Source organism: Achromobacter sp. EB05, assembly GCF_044232075.1.
Taxonomy (GTDB): Bacteria; Pseudomonadota; Gammaproteobacteria; order Burkholderiales; family Burkholderiaceae_B; genus Achromobacter; species Achromobacter dolens.
The window spans coordinates 5,591,833-5,606,011 of record NZ_CP155917.1; the positions used below are offsets into that span (position 1 = coordinate 5,591,833).

Annotated in this window: 12 protein-coding genes; 2 read left to right on the forward strand and 10 right to left on the reverse strand. The window is 68.7% G+C overall.

Annotated features, from left to right (window positions below):
• Nucleotides 1-75: 75 nt before the first annotated feature.
• The 9 genes from tcuB to AAID08_RS25520 form a co-directional block, all read right to left on the reverse strand.
• Nucleotides 76-1,278 (reverse strand): tricarballylate utilization 4Fe-4S protein TcuB, encoded by a 1,203-nt coding sequence (gene tcuB / locus AAID08_RS25480; RefSeq protein WP_054501201.1) that lies wholly within the window; start codon nucleotides 1,276-1,278, stop codon nucleotides 76-78.
• On the reverse strand, nucleotides 1,265-2,680 hold the full coding sequence (tcuA, locus tag AAID08_RS25485) for an FAD-dependent tricarballylate dehydrogenase TcuA (protein ID WP_336234768.1): 1,416 nt from the start codon (nucleotides 2,678-2,680) through the stop codon (nucleotides 1,265-1,267). Before tcuA ends, tcuB begins: the two co-directional genes overlap by 14 nt.
• Before the next feature lie 146 nt (nucleotides 2,681-2,826).
• Entirely contained in the window at nucleotides 2,827-3,753 is a 927-nt protein-coding gene (locus AAID08_RS25490; RefSeq protein ID WP_049076303.1) for a LysR family transcriptional regulator, read from the reverse strand.
• A 120-nt stretch (nucleotides 3,754-3,873) separates the two neighbouring features.
• Complete coding sequence (locus AAID08_RS25495) at nucleotides 3,874-4,773, reverse strand: c-type cytochrome (protein ID WP_395757065.1); 900 nt, start codon at nucleotides 4,771-4,773, stop codon at nucleotides 3,874-3,876.
• Nucleotides 4,766-6,118 carry a c-type cytochrome gene (locus tag AAID08_RS25500; protein WP_395757066.1) on the reverse strand — a complete coding sequence of 451 codons (1,353 nt, stop codon included), beginning with the start codon at nucleotides 6,116-6,118 and terminating at the stop codon, nucleotides 4,766-4,768. Before AAID08_RS25500 ends, AAID08_RS25495 begins: the two co-directional genes overlap by 8 nt.
• Nucleotides 6,119-6,373: 255 nt before the next feature.
• A complete protein-coding gene (locus tag AAID08_RS25505; RefSeq protein ID WP_169536007.1) occupies nucleotides 6,374-7,072 on the reverse strand; it encodes a glutathione S-transferase N-terminal domain-containing protein in 699 nt (232 codons plus the stop codon).
• Between the two features lie 275 nt (nucleotides 7,073-7,347).
• Nucleotides 7,348-8,688 (reverse strand): MFS transporter, encoded by a 1,341-nt coding sequence (locus AAID08_RS25510; protein WP_081273461.1) that lies wholly within the window; start codon nucleotides 8,686-8,688, stop codon nucleotides 7,348-7,350.
• 50 nt (nucleotides 8,689-8,738) lie between these two features.
• Nucleotides 8,739-9,878: a DUF917 domain-containing protein gene (locus AAID08_RS25515; protein ID WP_395757067.1), complete on the reverse strand. Its 1,140-nt coding sequence runs from the start codon at nucleotides 9,876-9,878 to the stop codon at nucleotides 8,739-8,741.
• Between the two features lie 215 nt (nucleotides 9,879-10,093).
• On the reverse strand, nucleotides 10,094-10,990 hold the full coding sequence (locus AAID08_RS25520) for a LysR family transcriptional regulator (protein ID WP_049076313.1): 897 nt from the start codon (nucleotides 10,988-10,990) through the stop codon (nucleotides 10,094-10,096).
• 101 nt (nucleotides 10,991-11,091) lie between these two features.
• Here AAID08_RS25520 and AAID08_RS25525 point away from each other — a divergent pair, with 101 nt between their 5' ends.
• Both AAID08_RS25525 and AAID08_RS25530 read left to right on the forward strand, forming a co-directional pair.
• Nucleotides 11,092-12,447 (forward strand): dihydroorotase family protein, encoded by a 1,356-nt coding sequence (locus AAID08_RS25525; protein WP_054500597.1) that lies wholly within the window; start codon nucleotides 11,092-11,094, stop codon nucleotides 12,445-12,447.
• Nucleotides 12,448-12,452: 5 nt separating this feature from the next.
• Complete coding sequence (locus tag AAID08_RS25530) at nucleotides 12,453-13,715, forward strand: Zn-dependent hydrolase (RefSeq protein WP_395757068.1); 1,263 nt, start codon at nucleotides 12,453-12,455, stop codon at nucleotides 13,713-13,715.
• Here the strand turns inward: AAID08_RS25530 and AAID08_RS25535 are convergent.
• Complete coding sequence (locus tag AAID08_RS25535) at nucleotides 13,712-14,152, reverse strand: hypothetical protein (RefSeq protein WP_054500595.1); 441 nt, start codon at nucleotides 14,150-14,152, stop codon at nucleotides 13,712-13,714. The two genes, AAID08_RS25530 and AAID08_RS25535, sit on opposite strands and share 4 nt — an antisense overlap.
• Nucleotides 14,153-14,179 lie beyond the last annotated feature (27 nt).

Here is a 14,179-nt window from a genome sequence, read left to right on the forward strand (position 1 = left end):
GGGGAATATTGGGATCGCGGCGTCTTCGAGGACGCCGTCATGCGCGGAGCGGCCGGCGGGCGGCCGCTCCGCGGCTCAATCGGCGCCCAACTGCAACTTGTCGGGCTGCCGCTTCTCGATCGACCACTTCAACAGCGCGGCCGAGCGATAGATGCCATGGGCGAATTTGCCGTAGGGCAAGGTCAGGAACAGCGCCATCACCACGCCCAGGTGCACTGCCAGCAGCAGGGCCATGGCGCCGGTATCGCGGCCGGCCAGCAGCGCCAGGCCGGTGGCGCTGGTCAGCAGCAGCAAGGCGATGAAACCCCGGTCCATCGGCTTCTGCGCCGCGTCGCCCTGCAGCGGATGGCGCTTCAGGTTCAGCCACAGCAGGCCCGCCGGCCCGATCAACAGGCCGATGCCGCCCGCCGTGCCCAGCAGCACCGGCGCGCTCCAGAACGGATACGGCGCCTGCTGCCCCAGCAGGTAGTGATACAGCGTGGCCACGCAGGTCGCGGCAAAGCACAGCATGAAGCCGTAGAACGTGAAATGGTGGAAGCGCCGGCGCCACAGGGTGAACGCATCATCGGCGTTGTTGCAGCCCTTGCCATGGCCGCCGTCCAGGTAGCGCAGGCGCAGCGCATCATGCGCGGCCTCGGCCACCGCCGCGCCGCTGGCCGCGCCTGGGCTGACGTCGCGCCAGAAGCGCGCCGCGCCGATGCCCAACGCCAGCATGGCGAAGCCGAACACCGCGCCGAACATCAGCGCCAACGTGTTGTGCGGGAACACCGCATAGAAATTGCCCGCCATGGGCGCGTGGAACAGCCCGCCCGTCAGCATCACCGTCAATGCCAGAAACAATGCCAGTCCCGCCGCCGTGGCCAGCGACAGCGCCAGCCCGTTGCGCCGGTACAGTTTGCCCAGCACGGCCGGAAACGCGTACTCGGTGTAGGTCTGCAGCCGCACCTTGGCCATGGCCTGCGGCACGTTCACCGCGAACTCGTGCGGCGGCGCGTACTGACAGGCGTGCAGACAGGCGCCGCAGTTGTGACACAGGTTGGCCAGGTAGTTCAGATCGGCCTTGCCGAATTCCAGGCGCCGGGTCATGGCCGGGAAGACGGCGCAAAAGCCTTCGCAATAGCGGCAGGCATTGCAGATCTGCATGACGCGCGCCACTTCGGCTTCGTCGGTGCTGAGCGCGGCGCCACGGCCATGCCAGCGCACCGGCTGTTCGACCATCGCCGGCGCGGCCTGCGGGAACGATTGGGCCTCGCGGGCCAGGGTTTCAAGCTGCCGCATGCTGTGCTCCTGCGTGATGCGATTGGCGCGCGGCGGCCGCGGCGCGCGTGCCGGCAATCCGGCCGAACGCGGTGCCGATGGACATGCCGACGCCCGCCGTGTAGCCCTTGCCCAGCACGTTGCCCGCCATCATCTCGCCGGCCACGAACAGGTTGTCGCTGGGAACGCCGTTGAAGCGGACCGCGGCGGTCTCGTCCACCTTCAGGCCCAGATAGGTGAAGGTGATGCCGGGCCGCAGCGCGTAGCCGTAGAACGGCGCGGTGTCGATGGGCCGGGCCCAGTGGGTCTTGGCGGGCGCCAGGCCCTCGGTGCGGCAGTCGTCCAGTGTCGTATGGTCGAAGGTGCCGGTCCTACAGGCCTGGTTGTATGCGCGGATGGTGTGCTCGAACGCCACCGGGTCCAGTCCCAGTCGCCGCCCCAGTTCCGCCACGGAATCGGCGGTGACGCCGGGAAACACCGGCGGCATGAAACGGCCCACGGCCTTGGCGTCGATGATGGAGTAGGCGATCTGCCCCGGCTGCATGGCCGTCAGGCGGCCCCAGATGGCGTAGCGCTTGGGCCAGAAATCCTCGCCCTCGTCGTAGAAGCGTTGCGCGTCGCGGTTGACCACCACGCCCAGCGAGACGCAGTCGATGCGGGTGCAGATGCCGCCGTCGTACAGCGGCGCGCGCGCGTCGATGGCCACGCAATGCGACTGCGACGGATCGCCGATGCGGTCGGCGCCGGCGTCCAGCATGAACTTGAGCAGCACGCCCTGGTTGTAGCGGGTGCCGCGGATGAGGAAATTGTCGGCCGGCCATTCGCCGCGCTCGTTGCGGCCCCAGGCCTCGCGCAGCCAGTCACGGTTGGACTCGAAGCCGCCCGCCGCCAGCACGCAGGCGCGCGCCTCGATGCGCTCGGCGCCGATGCGGGCGGCCTTGAAGCGGCCGTCCTGCAGTTCCAGCGCGTCCACCGGCGCGTCGTAGCGGATGCGCACGCCCAGGGCCTCGGCGCTGCGGTAATAGGCATTGACCAGCGCCTTGCCGCCGCCCATGAAGAAGGCGTTGGTGCGGGCCACGTGCAGCGCGCCCGACAGCGGCGGCTGGAAATTGACGCCATGGCGCCGCATCCAGTCGCGACAGGTGGCGGATTCGCGGATCACCAGCCGCGCCAGTTTCTCGTCGGTCTGGCCGCCGGTGACCTTTAGCAGGTCCTGCCAGTATTCCTCTTCCGGATAGGCGTCCACCAGCACGTCCTGCGGCGCGTCGTGCATGCAGCGCAGGTTGCGCGTGTGCTGCGAATTGCCGCCGCGCCATTCGCGCGGCGCGGCCTCCAGCAGCAACACGCTGGCGCCCGCCTCGCGCGCCATCAGGGCCGCGCACAGCGCCGCGTTGCCTCCGCCTATCACCAATACATCGACCATGTCATCGTTCCCGGATCAAGGAACGGACTGTAGGCCGGCGCCGCGCGCCGCGATATCAGCGCGCCGTCAACGGGTCTTCATGATTCGTGAAGGGCGGTATTCCGCCACTGTGTGAGTACCGCTCATGGGCAGCACGCGCCGCCCGCTCAAGACGCATGCAGCGCGGTCACCGCCCATTTTCCGTCGCGCGCCAGGGTGCGCGAGACGTCGGCCAGCACCAGCCGCGCGGCCAGCGCCGCCGGCGACAATTCGTCGTCCGACAGGCTGGCCAGCAGGTTGGGCCGGAACAGGTCGGCGTCGTCGATCCGCGCCATGGCCAACTGCCCCGGCGCGATGCGGGCGGTGGCGGAACTGGGCTGGATGGTGGCGGCGTAGCCCAGTTGCACCACCTCCATCAACAAGGCCAGGCCATCGACTTCGGCCACCACGCGGGGCGTCAACCCGCGCTGCTGGAATCCCCGGCTGACCAGGGCGCGCAGCCCGTGGCGGCCGCTGGGCAGCACCAGCGGCAGGCCCGCGATCTCCTCCAGGCGGGTGGCGGGGCCGGCGGGCAGGCCCGTCATGCCGCGCCCGGCGCACAGGTACAGGGGCTCGTCCAGCAGCGGCGTCACGCTCCAGCGGCGCGCCGCTTCGGCATGGAACACGATGGCCAGGTCGAGCTGGCGGCCGTTGAGCATGTCGGCCAAGTGGCCCGACAACGCCTCGACCAGGTGCAGGCGGATGTCCGGATAGCGCGCGTTCATGGCCTGCACGAACGGCGCCCCCAGGATGGAGGCGGTCGTGGACGACAGGCCGACGCTGACGTGGCCGGCCAGGCGCGCCTGCTGCGCGGCATGGACGGCGTCGTCGGCATGGCGCAGCGCGAGCTGTGCCTGGCGGAAAAACGCCAGCCCGGCATCGGTGGGCACCACGCCGCTGGCGCTGCGTTGCAGCAGCCGGGTGGCCAGCTCGCCTTCGAGCCGGCTGATCTGCTGGCTGAGCGCCGACGTCACCATGCCCAGCGACATGGCCGCGCGGCCGATGCTGCCGGCTTCGACGACGCGAACGAAATAACGAAGCTGGCGCAGTTCCATGGCGGGCCCGGGACGATCACGAGGGAAGACTCGCCGATTGTAGGGCGTGGAGCGCGCCATCCCCCTGCCCGGATCCGGGCCGCCCCGGACGGGACAGGCCCGCGCGTCCGGCTCGGTTGCTCAATAGCGCGCGTCCTTGGGCTTCTTGCCGTCCGGCCAGTCCTTGTCCTTGGGCGGAAAGTCCGGCCGCGGCATGTGGGTGAAGTACTCGGCCACGTCGACCGCGTCCTGGTCGGACAGCACCTTGCCCTCGCCCCAGTTGCCATGGGTATTCACGCCCATCGGCATGCTGTTGCGGATGAAGGCCGCCGCCTTGTAGGTGCGGGCCAGTCCGGCGCCGATGTTGAACGATTCCTCGCCCCACAACGGCGGGAACACGATGTTGCCGGCGCCGTCGCGCTTGCCTTCGCCATTGGCGCCGTGGCAGGCGGCGCATTGCGCCGCGTACAGGGTCTTGCCGCGCGCCGCATCGGGCACCAGCTTGGTGTCGATGGGCCAGGCATTCTTGATCTGCACCTGGGCGCCGTGCGGCACGTCCTGCGCCAGCCACTTCATGTAGGCCAGCATCGCCAGCATTTCCGGCGACTCCTTGTCCAGCGGCTTGCCGTTCATCGAGCGTTGGAAACAGCCGTTGATGCGGTCCGCCAGCGTCACTTCGCGGCCCGCGCGCGGATTGAACTGCGGGAACGCATTGACCGAATTGATGTAGGGCGCGCCCAGCGGCTTCTTGCCCTGCTGTACATGGCAGCTACTGCAATTGAGGCTGGCGCCGGTATTGTCCGGCAGCAGCCGGCGGGTCTCGTTGAGCAGGCGCTGGCCGTAGCGGATCTGCTCGGCGTTGGGCGCCTTGTCGATCAGGGTGTCGGACGGAATGGTGTAGTCGGGCAGCCGCTTGCCGTCCTTGTCGAGCACGGCGAAAGTCCTGGTTTCGCCGGGCGGCGCCGGCGGCGCCGCCAGCGCCGCCAGGCCGCCCCCGGCCACCAGCGCCACCGCGGCGGCGATCTTGTAGAGCTTACTCATGCTTGCCTCCCGACACGATGTTCGGCTTCTTGCTGGCCAGGAAACCACGGATGTGCGCGACCTCGTCGCTGGCGATCGGCGGCGCCTGGTTGGTCCAGGCCGTGCGGATGAAGTTGATGACGTCGGTGATGTCCTGGTCGCTCAGGTGGTTGAAGCGCGGCATCGCAAAGGCCATGGCGTCATGGCCATTGGCGGGCATCCTGCCGCCTTCCAGCGTGATCTGGATGATGGACTGGGGGTTCTGCGCGAAGATGGCCGAGTTGCCCGCCAGGGCCGGGAAGATGCGCGGCATGCCCTGGCCATCGGCGCGGTGGCAGATGACGCAATGCTCCATGTAGATCACCGCGCCGCGCGAGTCGTAGCGGCCGGCCAGCAGCGACGCCGTGGTGTCGTCCGCCTTGGCCGGGAACACCGGCGCCTTGCCGGGCACCGGCGGCAACTGCTTCAGGTAAGCGGCGATGCTGGCCAGGTCGTCGTCGGTGAAATAGCGCGTGCTGTGCTCGACCACGTCGGCCATGGCGCCGAACACCGCCACCCGGTCGGTGCGGCCGGTCTTCAGGAACAGGGCGATGTCGGCCGCGCTCCAGGAGGCCAGGCCGCGGGCCTCGCCGCGCAGGCTCTTGGCGCGCCAGCCGTCGATCACGGCGCCCGACAGGAAGGCGTCGCCGTCGGCCATGGACAGCGCCTTTTCCTGGTAGGCCAGGCCGCGCGGCGTGTGGCAGGCGCCGCAGTGGCCCGGGCCTTCCACCAGGTAGGCGCCGCGCCTGATCTGCTCGTCGGCCCCCGCTGGCGCGGCGAAGTCGCGCTTGCCGGCGAACAGCAGTTGCCACCAGGCCATGGGCCAGCGCATGTTCAGGGGCCACGGGATGGTGGAGTCGGCGCTGGGTTTCTCCACGGGTTCGACCTGCGACATGAAGTAGGCATAGAGCGACTGGATGTCGCGGTCGGGCATGATGGCGTACGACGGATACGGCATGGCCGGATAGAGCGCCGCGCCGTCCTTGCGGATGCCGTACTGCACCGCGTTCTTGAAATCGGCGTAGCTGTAGGCGCCGATGCCGCTGGCCTTGTCGGGCGTGATATTGGAAGAGTAGATAGTGCCGACCGGCGTCTGCATCGCCAGGCCGCCCGCGAAGGGCTTGTCGCCCGGCACGCTGTGACAGGCGACACAGTCGGCGGTGCGCGCGAGGTAGGCGCCGGCTTCGGCCAGCCGGCGATCCTGCGGATCGACGGCGGCGGTGGCGTCCGTCTTGCGGATGGCGGTCAACAGGTGGGCGCCGCCGATGCCGCCGCCTATTCCCAGCAGCGCTACCAGCGCCACCGCCTTGATCCCGAAATGCTTCATTCTGACCCTCCGTTGCGTGCCGGGCAGCGCGCACGTCGGGGGTTCGTACTGCGTCGTCCAGCTTATGGAGGCAGCTTACGCCTTTCAGTAATAACCATATTACCGAAAAGCATGAAAGGATCGGGGTTGTTTGACGGGGCGCAAACCACGGCGCGTCCTCCGACTCATTAACAGGGCAAGAATCGGGAAGCGGTCAGATTTGGGGCGGGAGCGGCGGACCCTGGCGGCCGCGCCGACCCGCGCCAATGACCACCCTCAGCCCGGGATCGTCAGACCCTTGACCACCGCCGGACGCGCCACGAAGGCCTCCAGCACGCGGGCGACGTTCTTGAACTGCGAGAACTCGACCAGATCGCCGGCGCCATAGAAACCGACCAGGTTGCGCACCCACGGCAGGATGGCGATATCGGCAATGGTGTATTGCTCGCCCATGACCCAGTCGCGCCCTTCCAGGCGCTTGTCCAGCACGCCCAGCAGGCGCTTGGATTCGGCCACGTAGCGGTCGCGCGGACGCTTGTCCTCGTAGTCCTTGCCGGCGAACTTGTGGAAGAAGCCCAACTGGCCGAACATCGGACCGATGCCACCCATCTGGAACATCACCCATTGCAGGGTCTCGTAGCGGCCGGCGGTGTCGGCCGGGATGAACTGGCCGGTCTTGCTGGCCAGGTACACCAGGATGGCGCCGGACTCGAACAGCGCCAGCGGCTTGCCGTCCGGGCCGTTGGGGTCGAGGATGGCCGGGATCTTGTTGTTCGGGCTGAGCGACAGGAATTCCGGCGAGAACTGGTCCTGCGAGTCGAAACTGACCCGATGCGGCTCATAGGGCAGGCCCAGCTCTTCCAGCAGGATCGACACCTTGACGCCGTTGGGCGTGGGCAGCGAATACAACTGGATGCGGTCGGGATGCTGGGCGGGCCATTTCCGGGTGATGGCGAACGCGTCGAGGGAGGACATGCGGGGGAGCTCCTGGAGATCCGGTGGCGGTAAGGGATGACGATCGTGACAGGCGGGACGCCTGGCTGGCGCCCCGCGCGCGTCGGGCAAATGTAGCGCAAATCGCCCGCAAGCAAACGCCCGCCGGCCGCGTCGCGGGCACCCCACGGCGCAACACAGTGTTCCAGCGGAAAGCGCACTGTCCGCGGCCCACGCGGCGAAGGCGGCAGCCTGCTCCCCCACGCCCCGGGCAGCGCGCGGCCACGGCATCCACGGCCGCGCCCGGCGCGTCGGCCTCAGGCGTGGTTCTTCTGCGGCAGCACGGTCAAGGCCACCAGCGCCACCACGCAGGCGCCCATCACATACAGCGCCGGCGCGAAGGCCACGCCGGTGGTGTAGGTGATCCAGGTCAGGATGGCCGGCGCGAAGCCGCCCAGCACCGTCACCGCGGTGTTGTAGGCCAGGGACATGCCGGACGAGCGCACCGCCGTCGGGAACACCTCCGACAGCGCCGACGGCGCGGTGCCGACGTACAGCGCCACCAGCAGGCAGAACGACGACTGCACCACGATCAGCGCGAGCTGCGTATGGTTGGCCTGCAGCCACATCATCAGCGGATACACCGCGATCAGCAGCAACAGCGCCGAGGCGCGCAGCACGGCGCGGCGGCCGTAGCGGTCGGACAGCGTGCCCGAGAAGAAGCAGCCGCCGATCAGGAAAAGGTTGCCGATCAGCGCGCCCAGGAAGGCCTGAGAGCTGGTGAAACCCATGCTCTTTTGCACGTAGATCGGCATGAAGATGATCAGCGCGTAGGGACCGATGGCCCACAGCACCGACATGCACAGGCCGGTGAACAGCTCGCGCGGATAATCGCGCAGCACGCTCAACAGCGGCGCCTTGACGGGCTTGCCGCTGGCGGCCTGGCGCTGCTGTTCCTCGCGGAAATGCGGCGTCTCGTCCAGCGTGCGGCGCATCCACAGGCCCACCGGCGCGATCGACAGGCCGACGATGAACGGAATGCGCCAGCCCCATTCGCCCACCTGGTCTTCCGTCAGCAGCGTCGTGACCAGCGTGGCGACCAGCGCGCCCAGCAGGTTGGAGATGCCCATGCTGGCCTGCAGCCACGAGGCATACTGGCCACGCTTGCCGGCAGGCGCGTGCTCGACCAGGAAGGCGGTGGCGCCGCCCACTTCGCCGCCGGCCGAGAACCCCTGCAGCATGCGGCCGCAGACGATCAGCAACGGCGCGCCCACGCCGATGGCGGCGTACGGCGGCGCGATGGCGATCAGCAGCGTGCCCAGCGCCATCAGCATGATGGTCATGGTCAGCGCCGCCTTGCGGCCGGCGCGGTCGCCATAGGCCCCCAGCACCAGCGCGCCCAGCGGCCGCACCACGAAGCCCAGCCCGAAGGCCAGGAACGAGGCCATCAGTTGCACCGTCGGATCGGCATTGTGGAAGAAGTTCTGCCCGATATACACCGCGAATAGCGCGTAGACCGAAAAGTCGTACCACTCCAGCGCGTTGCCGATGGAGGCGGCGATGACCGCCTTCTTGGCGCCCTTGTGCTCGTCGGCGCCCGCGTGGGCGGCATTGCCCCCCGCCATCCCCGCGCCCGGGTTGATTGCGATGTTTTTCATTGACGTTCCCGTTGATTCGCCCCGTGTCCGGGGCTGTTATGTGTTGCCTTTCAAACCCGCGTCGCCATCGTGTCGATGCGGTCGATGTCCTTCTTGCCGACTCCGCCCAGCGCGTAGCCGGTGAAGTCCATGCCCAGTGCCTTCTCGACGATGGGGTAGACCGACGCGTCGGTGACACTCGATGACAGCGGGATGTGCTGCTTGGACACGTGCAGGATGGACACCTGCAGGCCCTCGCGCAGCTTGCCGGCGCTGACCGGATTGCCGTCGGCGTCCAGCGTGGTGATCACGTCCGGATAGCAGGCGATGCGCTCGCCCTGCGCGTCCGTCACGGCCATGTGCTCGTTCATGACGTGGATGACGCGCTTGCCCGCGCCTTCGCCAATCTCGACGGTGCCGATGTCGAAGGCTTCCTCGGTGTACTTGAGCGTGTTGCGCGCCACCTTGCCGGAGCCGATGATCTCGCCCTGCGTGGCCTTGCAGATGGCATCGATCACGGCGCTGCCGCCCTTGGGCTGCGCCGCCAGGATCGCCTCGCCCAGCGCCAGCGCGCGGCTGATGCCGCCCAGCGCGGCGTGGCGCCGCACGTAGGACGCGCGGATCGGATTGCGGCAACTGGCGATGAAGCCGCCGGCCATGTCGGCGGCGCGGCGCAGCACCGGCGAGACCTTGCCGGTGGCGCCGTGCACGGTCAGCTCCATATAGGCATTGTTGGCGCGGTTGCCGCCCACGGCGCACTGGATCATCGGCTCGGGGCTGCCGGCCAGGCCCAGCGAGCCCATGTCGCCGGTGGGATGGGCGCGGATATCGCCCACCGCGTCCACCACCTTGGTGCCCAGCACCGCCGACGGCAGCCAGCCGTTGAGCGTGCTGGACATGCCGTTCTGGCCGATGATGAGGCCATACAGGCGCTCGCCCAGCGCATCCTGCAGGCGCTCGGCCGCCTTGACGTAGTCGATGCCCAGCATCTGCCAGTCGGTCAGGCCGCCCGGCGCGCCAATGGCGGCGGCGGTGGCGATCCAGGCGTCATCGGGCACTTCGTCCATCGACACCAGCTCGGGCCGGCCGATGGTCACGGCCAGCGATCCCAGTTCGCGGCCATGCTCGGCCCAGCCGCCCCCGCCACAGGCGAATACCGAGCCGCCCCTGACCGCGGCCTCGACGTCCCGCATCGTCAAGATTCTTCCCATTGCTGCACCCTTCCTTTCCCGATTGCGTTAGCAGCGCCAGCGGCGTGCGCGCTGGACAGACGAGCGCATCATAGGAACCAATCCCTTTAATGTCGTATTACCTTTTATGCCTTGTTCATAACATTGGGTTAATGGTGGGGCGCGCCCCGGGCAAGGGGCAATCGCGGGACGGAACGGACCTAGGGATATCCCCAGGCGGCGGCGGGGGGGGAAGATCAGGCGCCGGCAGGCAGATCCAGCGTCACCAGCACGTCGATGAAGGCCTGCGCCAGCCGCGACAGCGGCTGCAATTGCAGGTGGAACACGTTGACCGGCGCGTTGACCGTGTCGGCGATCGGCACCGTCACCACATCCGACCAGATCGGCCCGGCCACGGTGATCTCGTCCGCCAGCGCCACGCCGGCGCCGGCCTGCACCAGGGCACAGGCCACGTGCGCCTGCTGCACCTCGATGCGCGGCTCGGGCTGCGCGTCCTCGGCGCCAAACAGCTTGTGCACCAGCATACCGAAGGGAATGTCGGCGCTGTAGCCGATCAGCGGCTCGCGCGCCAGTTCGGCGGCGGTGACCTGGCGGCGTCCGGCCAGCGGATGGCCGGCGGGCAGCACCGCAACGATGCGGTTCTCGTACAGCGGCCGGGTCGCCAGGCTGGGATGGTTCACGGGCATGTAGGCCACGCCCAGCTCGACCTGCTGGGTCAGCAGCGACTGTTCCATCGCCGCCGGAATCTGCGTCTGCAGCACGATGCGGATTTCCGGATGCAGTTGGCGAAAACGGGCGATGGCGCGCGGCAGCAGCGACTGGCCCAGGCTCGGGCTACAGGCCAGGCGCAATTGGCCCTCGCGGTTCTCGGCCAGGTTGTCGGCCACCTCGTTGACGCGCTGCACGTTCTGGTAAAGCGCGGTCACTTCGACGAACAGCCGACGCGCCTCCGGCGTGGGGTAGAGCCGCCCCTTGATGCGCTCGAACAGCATCAGGCCCAGGCGCTGCTCGGTGTAGGCGATCAGCCGGCTGACGGCCGGCTGGGACACGAACAGCAGCTTGGAAGCGCCGCTGATCGAGCCGCTCAACATGATGGCGCGGAAGACCTCGATCTGGCGCAGATTCAATTTCATATGCTTAACCTGATGTTAATTCCCATGCACATATAAGCATAAGACGTTTTGAATCGCGCTTACTACACTGCCCTACAGTTCTTCATTGGATGGAAGGGGTCATGAGCGATTTCGATTGGGTGGTGCGCGGCAATATCGTCGATCCGCACGGTATCGTGGAAAACGGCTGGCTGGCCGTGCGGGACGGCAGGATCGCCGCGCGCGGCATCGGCGCGCCCCCCGCGGCGCGCGACAGCGTCGACGCCAGCGGGCAGTGGATCATTCCCGGCGTGGTCGACGGCCAGGTGCACTCCGGCAGCCAGGCCAACCAGGAAGGCCTGGGCTGGGCCTCGCGCGCGGCCGCCGCCGGCGGCGTCACGGTCATGGTCGACATGCCCTACGACGATCCCGAGCCGGTCGCCTCGCGCCCGCACCTGGACGCCAAGATCGCCGAGGTCGAGCGCGACTGCCACGTGGACGTGGGGCTGTTCGGCACCCTGAACAAGGAACACGGCCTGGCGGCCGCCGCCGGCCTGATCGAAGGCGGCGTCTGTGCCTTCAAGTTCTCCACCTTCGAAGCCACCCCGGGCCGCTTCCCGCGCATCGAGGAAGACGACCTCTACGAGGCCTTCCGCCTGATCGCGCCGTCCGGCCTGGTGTGCGGCGTGCACAACCAGATGCAGGAGATGACGCGCAAGAACATCGCCCGCCTGATCGAGGCCGACGACACCGGCTGGGATGCCTTCATGCGCGCCCATACGCCGCTGATCGAGAACCTGGCCACCGCGCTGATCTACGAGATCGGCGCCGAGACCGGCGCCCGCGCCCACGCGGTGCACGTCTCGACCTCGCGCGGTTTCGAGATCTGCAACATGTACCGCCGCAACGGCCACCGCGCCAGCATCGAGACCTGCGTGCAGTACCTGATGCTGAACCACGAGGAACACACGCGCCGCTTCGGCGCCAAGACCAAGCATTACCCGCCGATCCGCCCCAAGGCCGAGGTCGACCTGCTGTGGACCCACATCGCCAACGACGAATGCACCTTCGTGTCGTCGGATCACGTCAGTTGGGGCCTGGAGCGCAAGCAGAACCCCAACGTCTTCAAGAACTCGTCCGGCGGCCCGGGCCTGGAAACGCTGCTGCCGGCCTTCTGGACCGGTTGCGAGGAACACGGCATCTCGCCGTCGATGGTGGTGCGCCAGTTGTGCGACAACCCCGCGCGCCACTTCCTGCTGGACGACCGCAAGGGCACGCTGGAGGTCGGCAAGGACGCCGACATCGTCATCCTGACGCCGGAACGCCATGCCTACGATCCGTCCACCAGCCTGTCGGCGGTGCAATGGAGTTCGTTCGAAGGCCGCGAGTTCACCGTGCGCGTGGCGGGCACGTGGTGCCGCGGCCAGCAGGTCTATGACGGCCGCCGCATCGTCAACAACCCGGGCGACGGCCGCTTCCTGCGCCCGCGCAAGGCATGAACGGCATGGCCATGTCCTTTCCGCCGTTGAACGCCGAACGCCTCTGGGCCCGCGTCGAGACCCTGTCGCGCTACACCCTGCCCGACCAACCCTGGACCCGGCGCGCCTTTTCGCCGCTGTTCCTGCAAGCGCGCGAGTGGCTGCGCGGCGAGTTCGAGGCCGCCGGCCTGGCCTCCCGCCTGGACGCCGGCGGCAACCTCATCGGCACGCGCGCCGGCCGCAACGCGCACCGCAAGGCCATCGCCACCGGCTCGCACTGCGACACCGTGATGAGCGGCGGCCGCTTCGACGGCATCATCGGCGTGCTGGCCGGCATCGAGGTCGCCCACACCATGCGGGAACACGGCATCGAACTGGAACACCCGTTCGAGGTCATCGACTTCCTGTCGGAAGAACCCAGCGACTACGGCATCTCCTGCGTCGGCAGCCGCGCCCTGAGCGGTCAGCTCAGCGCCGACATGCTGGCTGCCCGCAACGCCGACGGCGAGACGCTGGCGCAGGGCATCGCCCGCATCGGCGGCGATCCCAGCGCGCTGGCCCGGCCCCTGCGCGGCCCGGACGGCACCGCCGCCTTCGTCGAACTGCACATCGAACAAGGTCCCGTGCTGGAAAGCCGCCAGTTGCCCATCGGCGTGGTCACCAACATCGTCGGCATCCGCCGCGTGCTGATCACGGTCGAAGGCCAGCCCGACCACGCCGGCACCACGCCCATGGACATCCGCCGCGACGCGCTGGTCGGCGCGGCCCGCATCATCGACGCCGCCAGCCGCCAGGCCAGCGCCGCCAGCGGCCATCCGCACTACGTGGTCGCCACCGTCGGCAAGCTCGCCATGACGCCCAACGCCGCCAACGCCGTGCCCGGCCGCGTCGAGCTGACGCTGGAAATGCGCAGCGACAGCAACGCGGTGCTGGACGCCTTCCCCGAAACCCTGATGGCCGGCGTGGCCGCCGACCTGAAGGCCCTGCGCCTGACCGCCGGCTTCGCGCAGTTGAGCCGGGCCCAACCCACCGACTGCACGCCGCTGGTGATGGACGCGGTGCAGGCCGCCGCCGACCAGCTCGGCTACGCCAGCATGCGCCTGCCCAGCGGCGCCGGCCACGACGCCGTCTACATGGCGCCCACCGGCCCCATCGGCATGATCTTCATCCCCTGCCTGAACGGACGCAGCCACTGCCCCGAGGAGTGGATCGAGCCGGCGCAGTTGCTGGACGGCACCCGCGTGCTGTACCAGACCGTGCTGGAACTGGATCGCAGGTTGCGCGGCTAGCGCGGCGATCCAGCCGCGCCGGGCAGGACGCCGCGCACGGCCGCGGCGGCCAGCGCCAGCGGCAGCGCGATATCCCACTGCGCCAGGAACAACTCGAAGGTCGCCTCCCAGCGCGCCCAGGTGGCGCCGAATACCTGTGGGTCCGGCGGCCCGAGGTAGATGGCGAGCAATGCGGCCACCGCGACTAGCCCGGCGCGCCCAAGCGCCGGGAGACGGCTGCGCGCCGATCGCTCCGCCAGCGCCAGGGCCGCCGTCGCGGCCAGCCCAGCGAATGCCGCGTGCAGGAAGAAATCGACGCGCTCGTACATATAGGGCGCCTCGGGAATTTCCAACCCATAGCTGCCCGTGCGCAATTTGGCGGTCAGGCAGGCGCCGAACAAAGACGCGGTAGCGAAGAACAACAGGAAATCGCACAGGCGCGACAGGAATCTGGACATGCGTGATAGTCGGGAGACGGCGGGCAG

Excerpts from the sequence above, each read along its gene's own strand:
- AAID08_RS25505 (WP_169536007.1), bottom strand. The coding sequence starts at position 7,072 with ATGTCCTCCCTCGACGCGTTCGCCATCACCCGGAAATGGCCCGCCCAG.
- AAID08_RS25495 (WP_395757065.1), bottom strand. The coding sequence starts at position 4,773 with ATGAGTAAGCTCTACAAGATCGCCGCCGCGGTGGCGCTGGTGGCCGGG.
- tcuA (WP_336234768.1), bottom strand. The coding sequence starts at position 2,680 with ATGGTCGATGTATTGGTGATAGGCGGAGGCAACGCGGCGCTGTGCGCG.
- AAID08_RS25500 (WP_395757066.1), bottom strand. The coding sequence starts at position 6,118 with ATGAAGCATTTCGGGATCAAGGCGGTGGCGCTGGTAGCGCTGCTGGGA.
- AAID08_RS25525 (WP_054500597.1), top strand. The coding sequence starts at position 11,092 with ATGAGCGATTTCGATTGGGTGGTGCGCGGCAATATCGTCGATCCGCAC.
- AAID08_RS25530 (WP_395757068.1), top strand. The coding sequence starts at position 12,453 with ATGGCCATGTCCTTTCCGCCGTTGAACGCCGAACGCCTCTGGGCCCGC.
- AAID08_RS25515 (WP_395757067.1), bottom strand. The coding sequence starts at position 9,878 with ATGGGAAGAATCTTGACGATGCGGGACGTCGAGGCCGCGGTCAGGGGC.
- tcuB (WP_054501201.1), bottom strand. The coding sequence starts at position 1,278 with ATGCGGCAGCTTGAAACCCTGGCCCGCGAGGCCCAATCGTTCCCGCAG.
- AAID08_RS25490 (WP_049076303.1), bottom strand. The coding sequence starts at position 3,753 with ATGGAACTGCGCCAGCTTCGTTATTTCGTTCGCGTCGTCGAAGCCGGC.
- AAID08_RS25535 (WP_054500595.1), bottom strand. The coding sequence starts at position 14,152 with ATGTCCAGATTCCTGTCGCGCCTGTGCGATTTCCTGTTGTTCTTCGCT.
- AAID08_RS25520 (WP_049076313.1), bottom strand. The coding sequence starts at position 10,990 with ATGAAATTGAATCTGCGCCAGATCGAGGTCTTCCGCGCCATCATGTTG.
- AAID08_RS25510 (WP_081273461.1), bottom strand. The coding sequence starts at position 8,688 with ATGAAAAACATCGCAATCAACCCGGGCGCGGGGATGGCGGGGGGCAAT.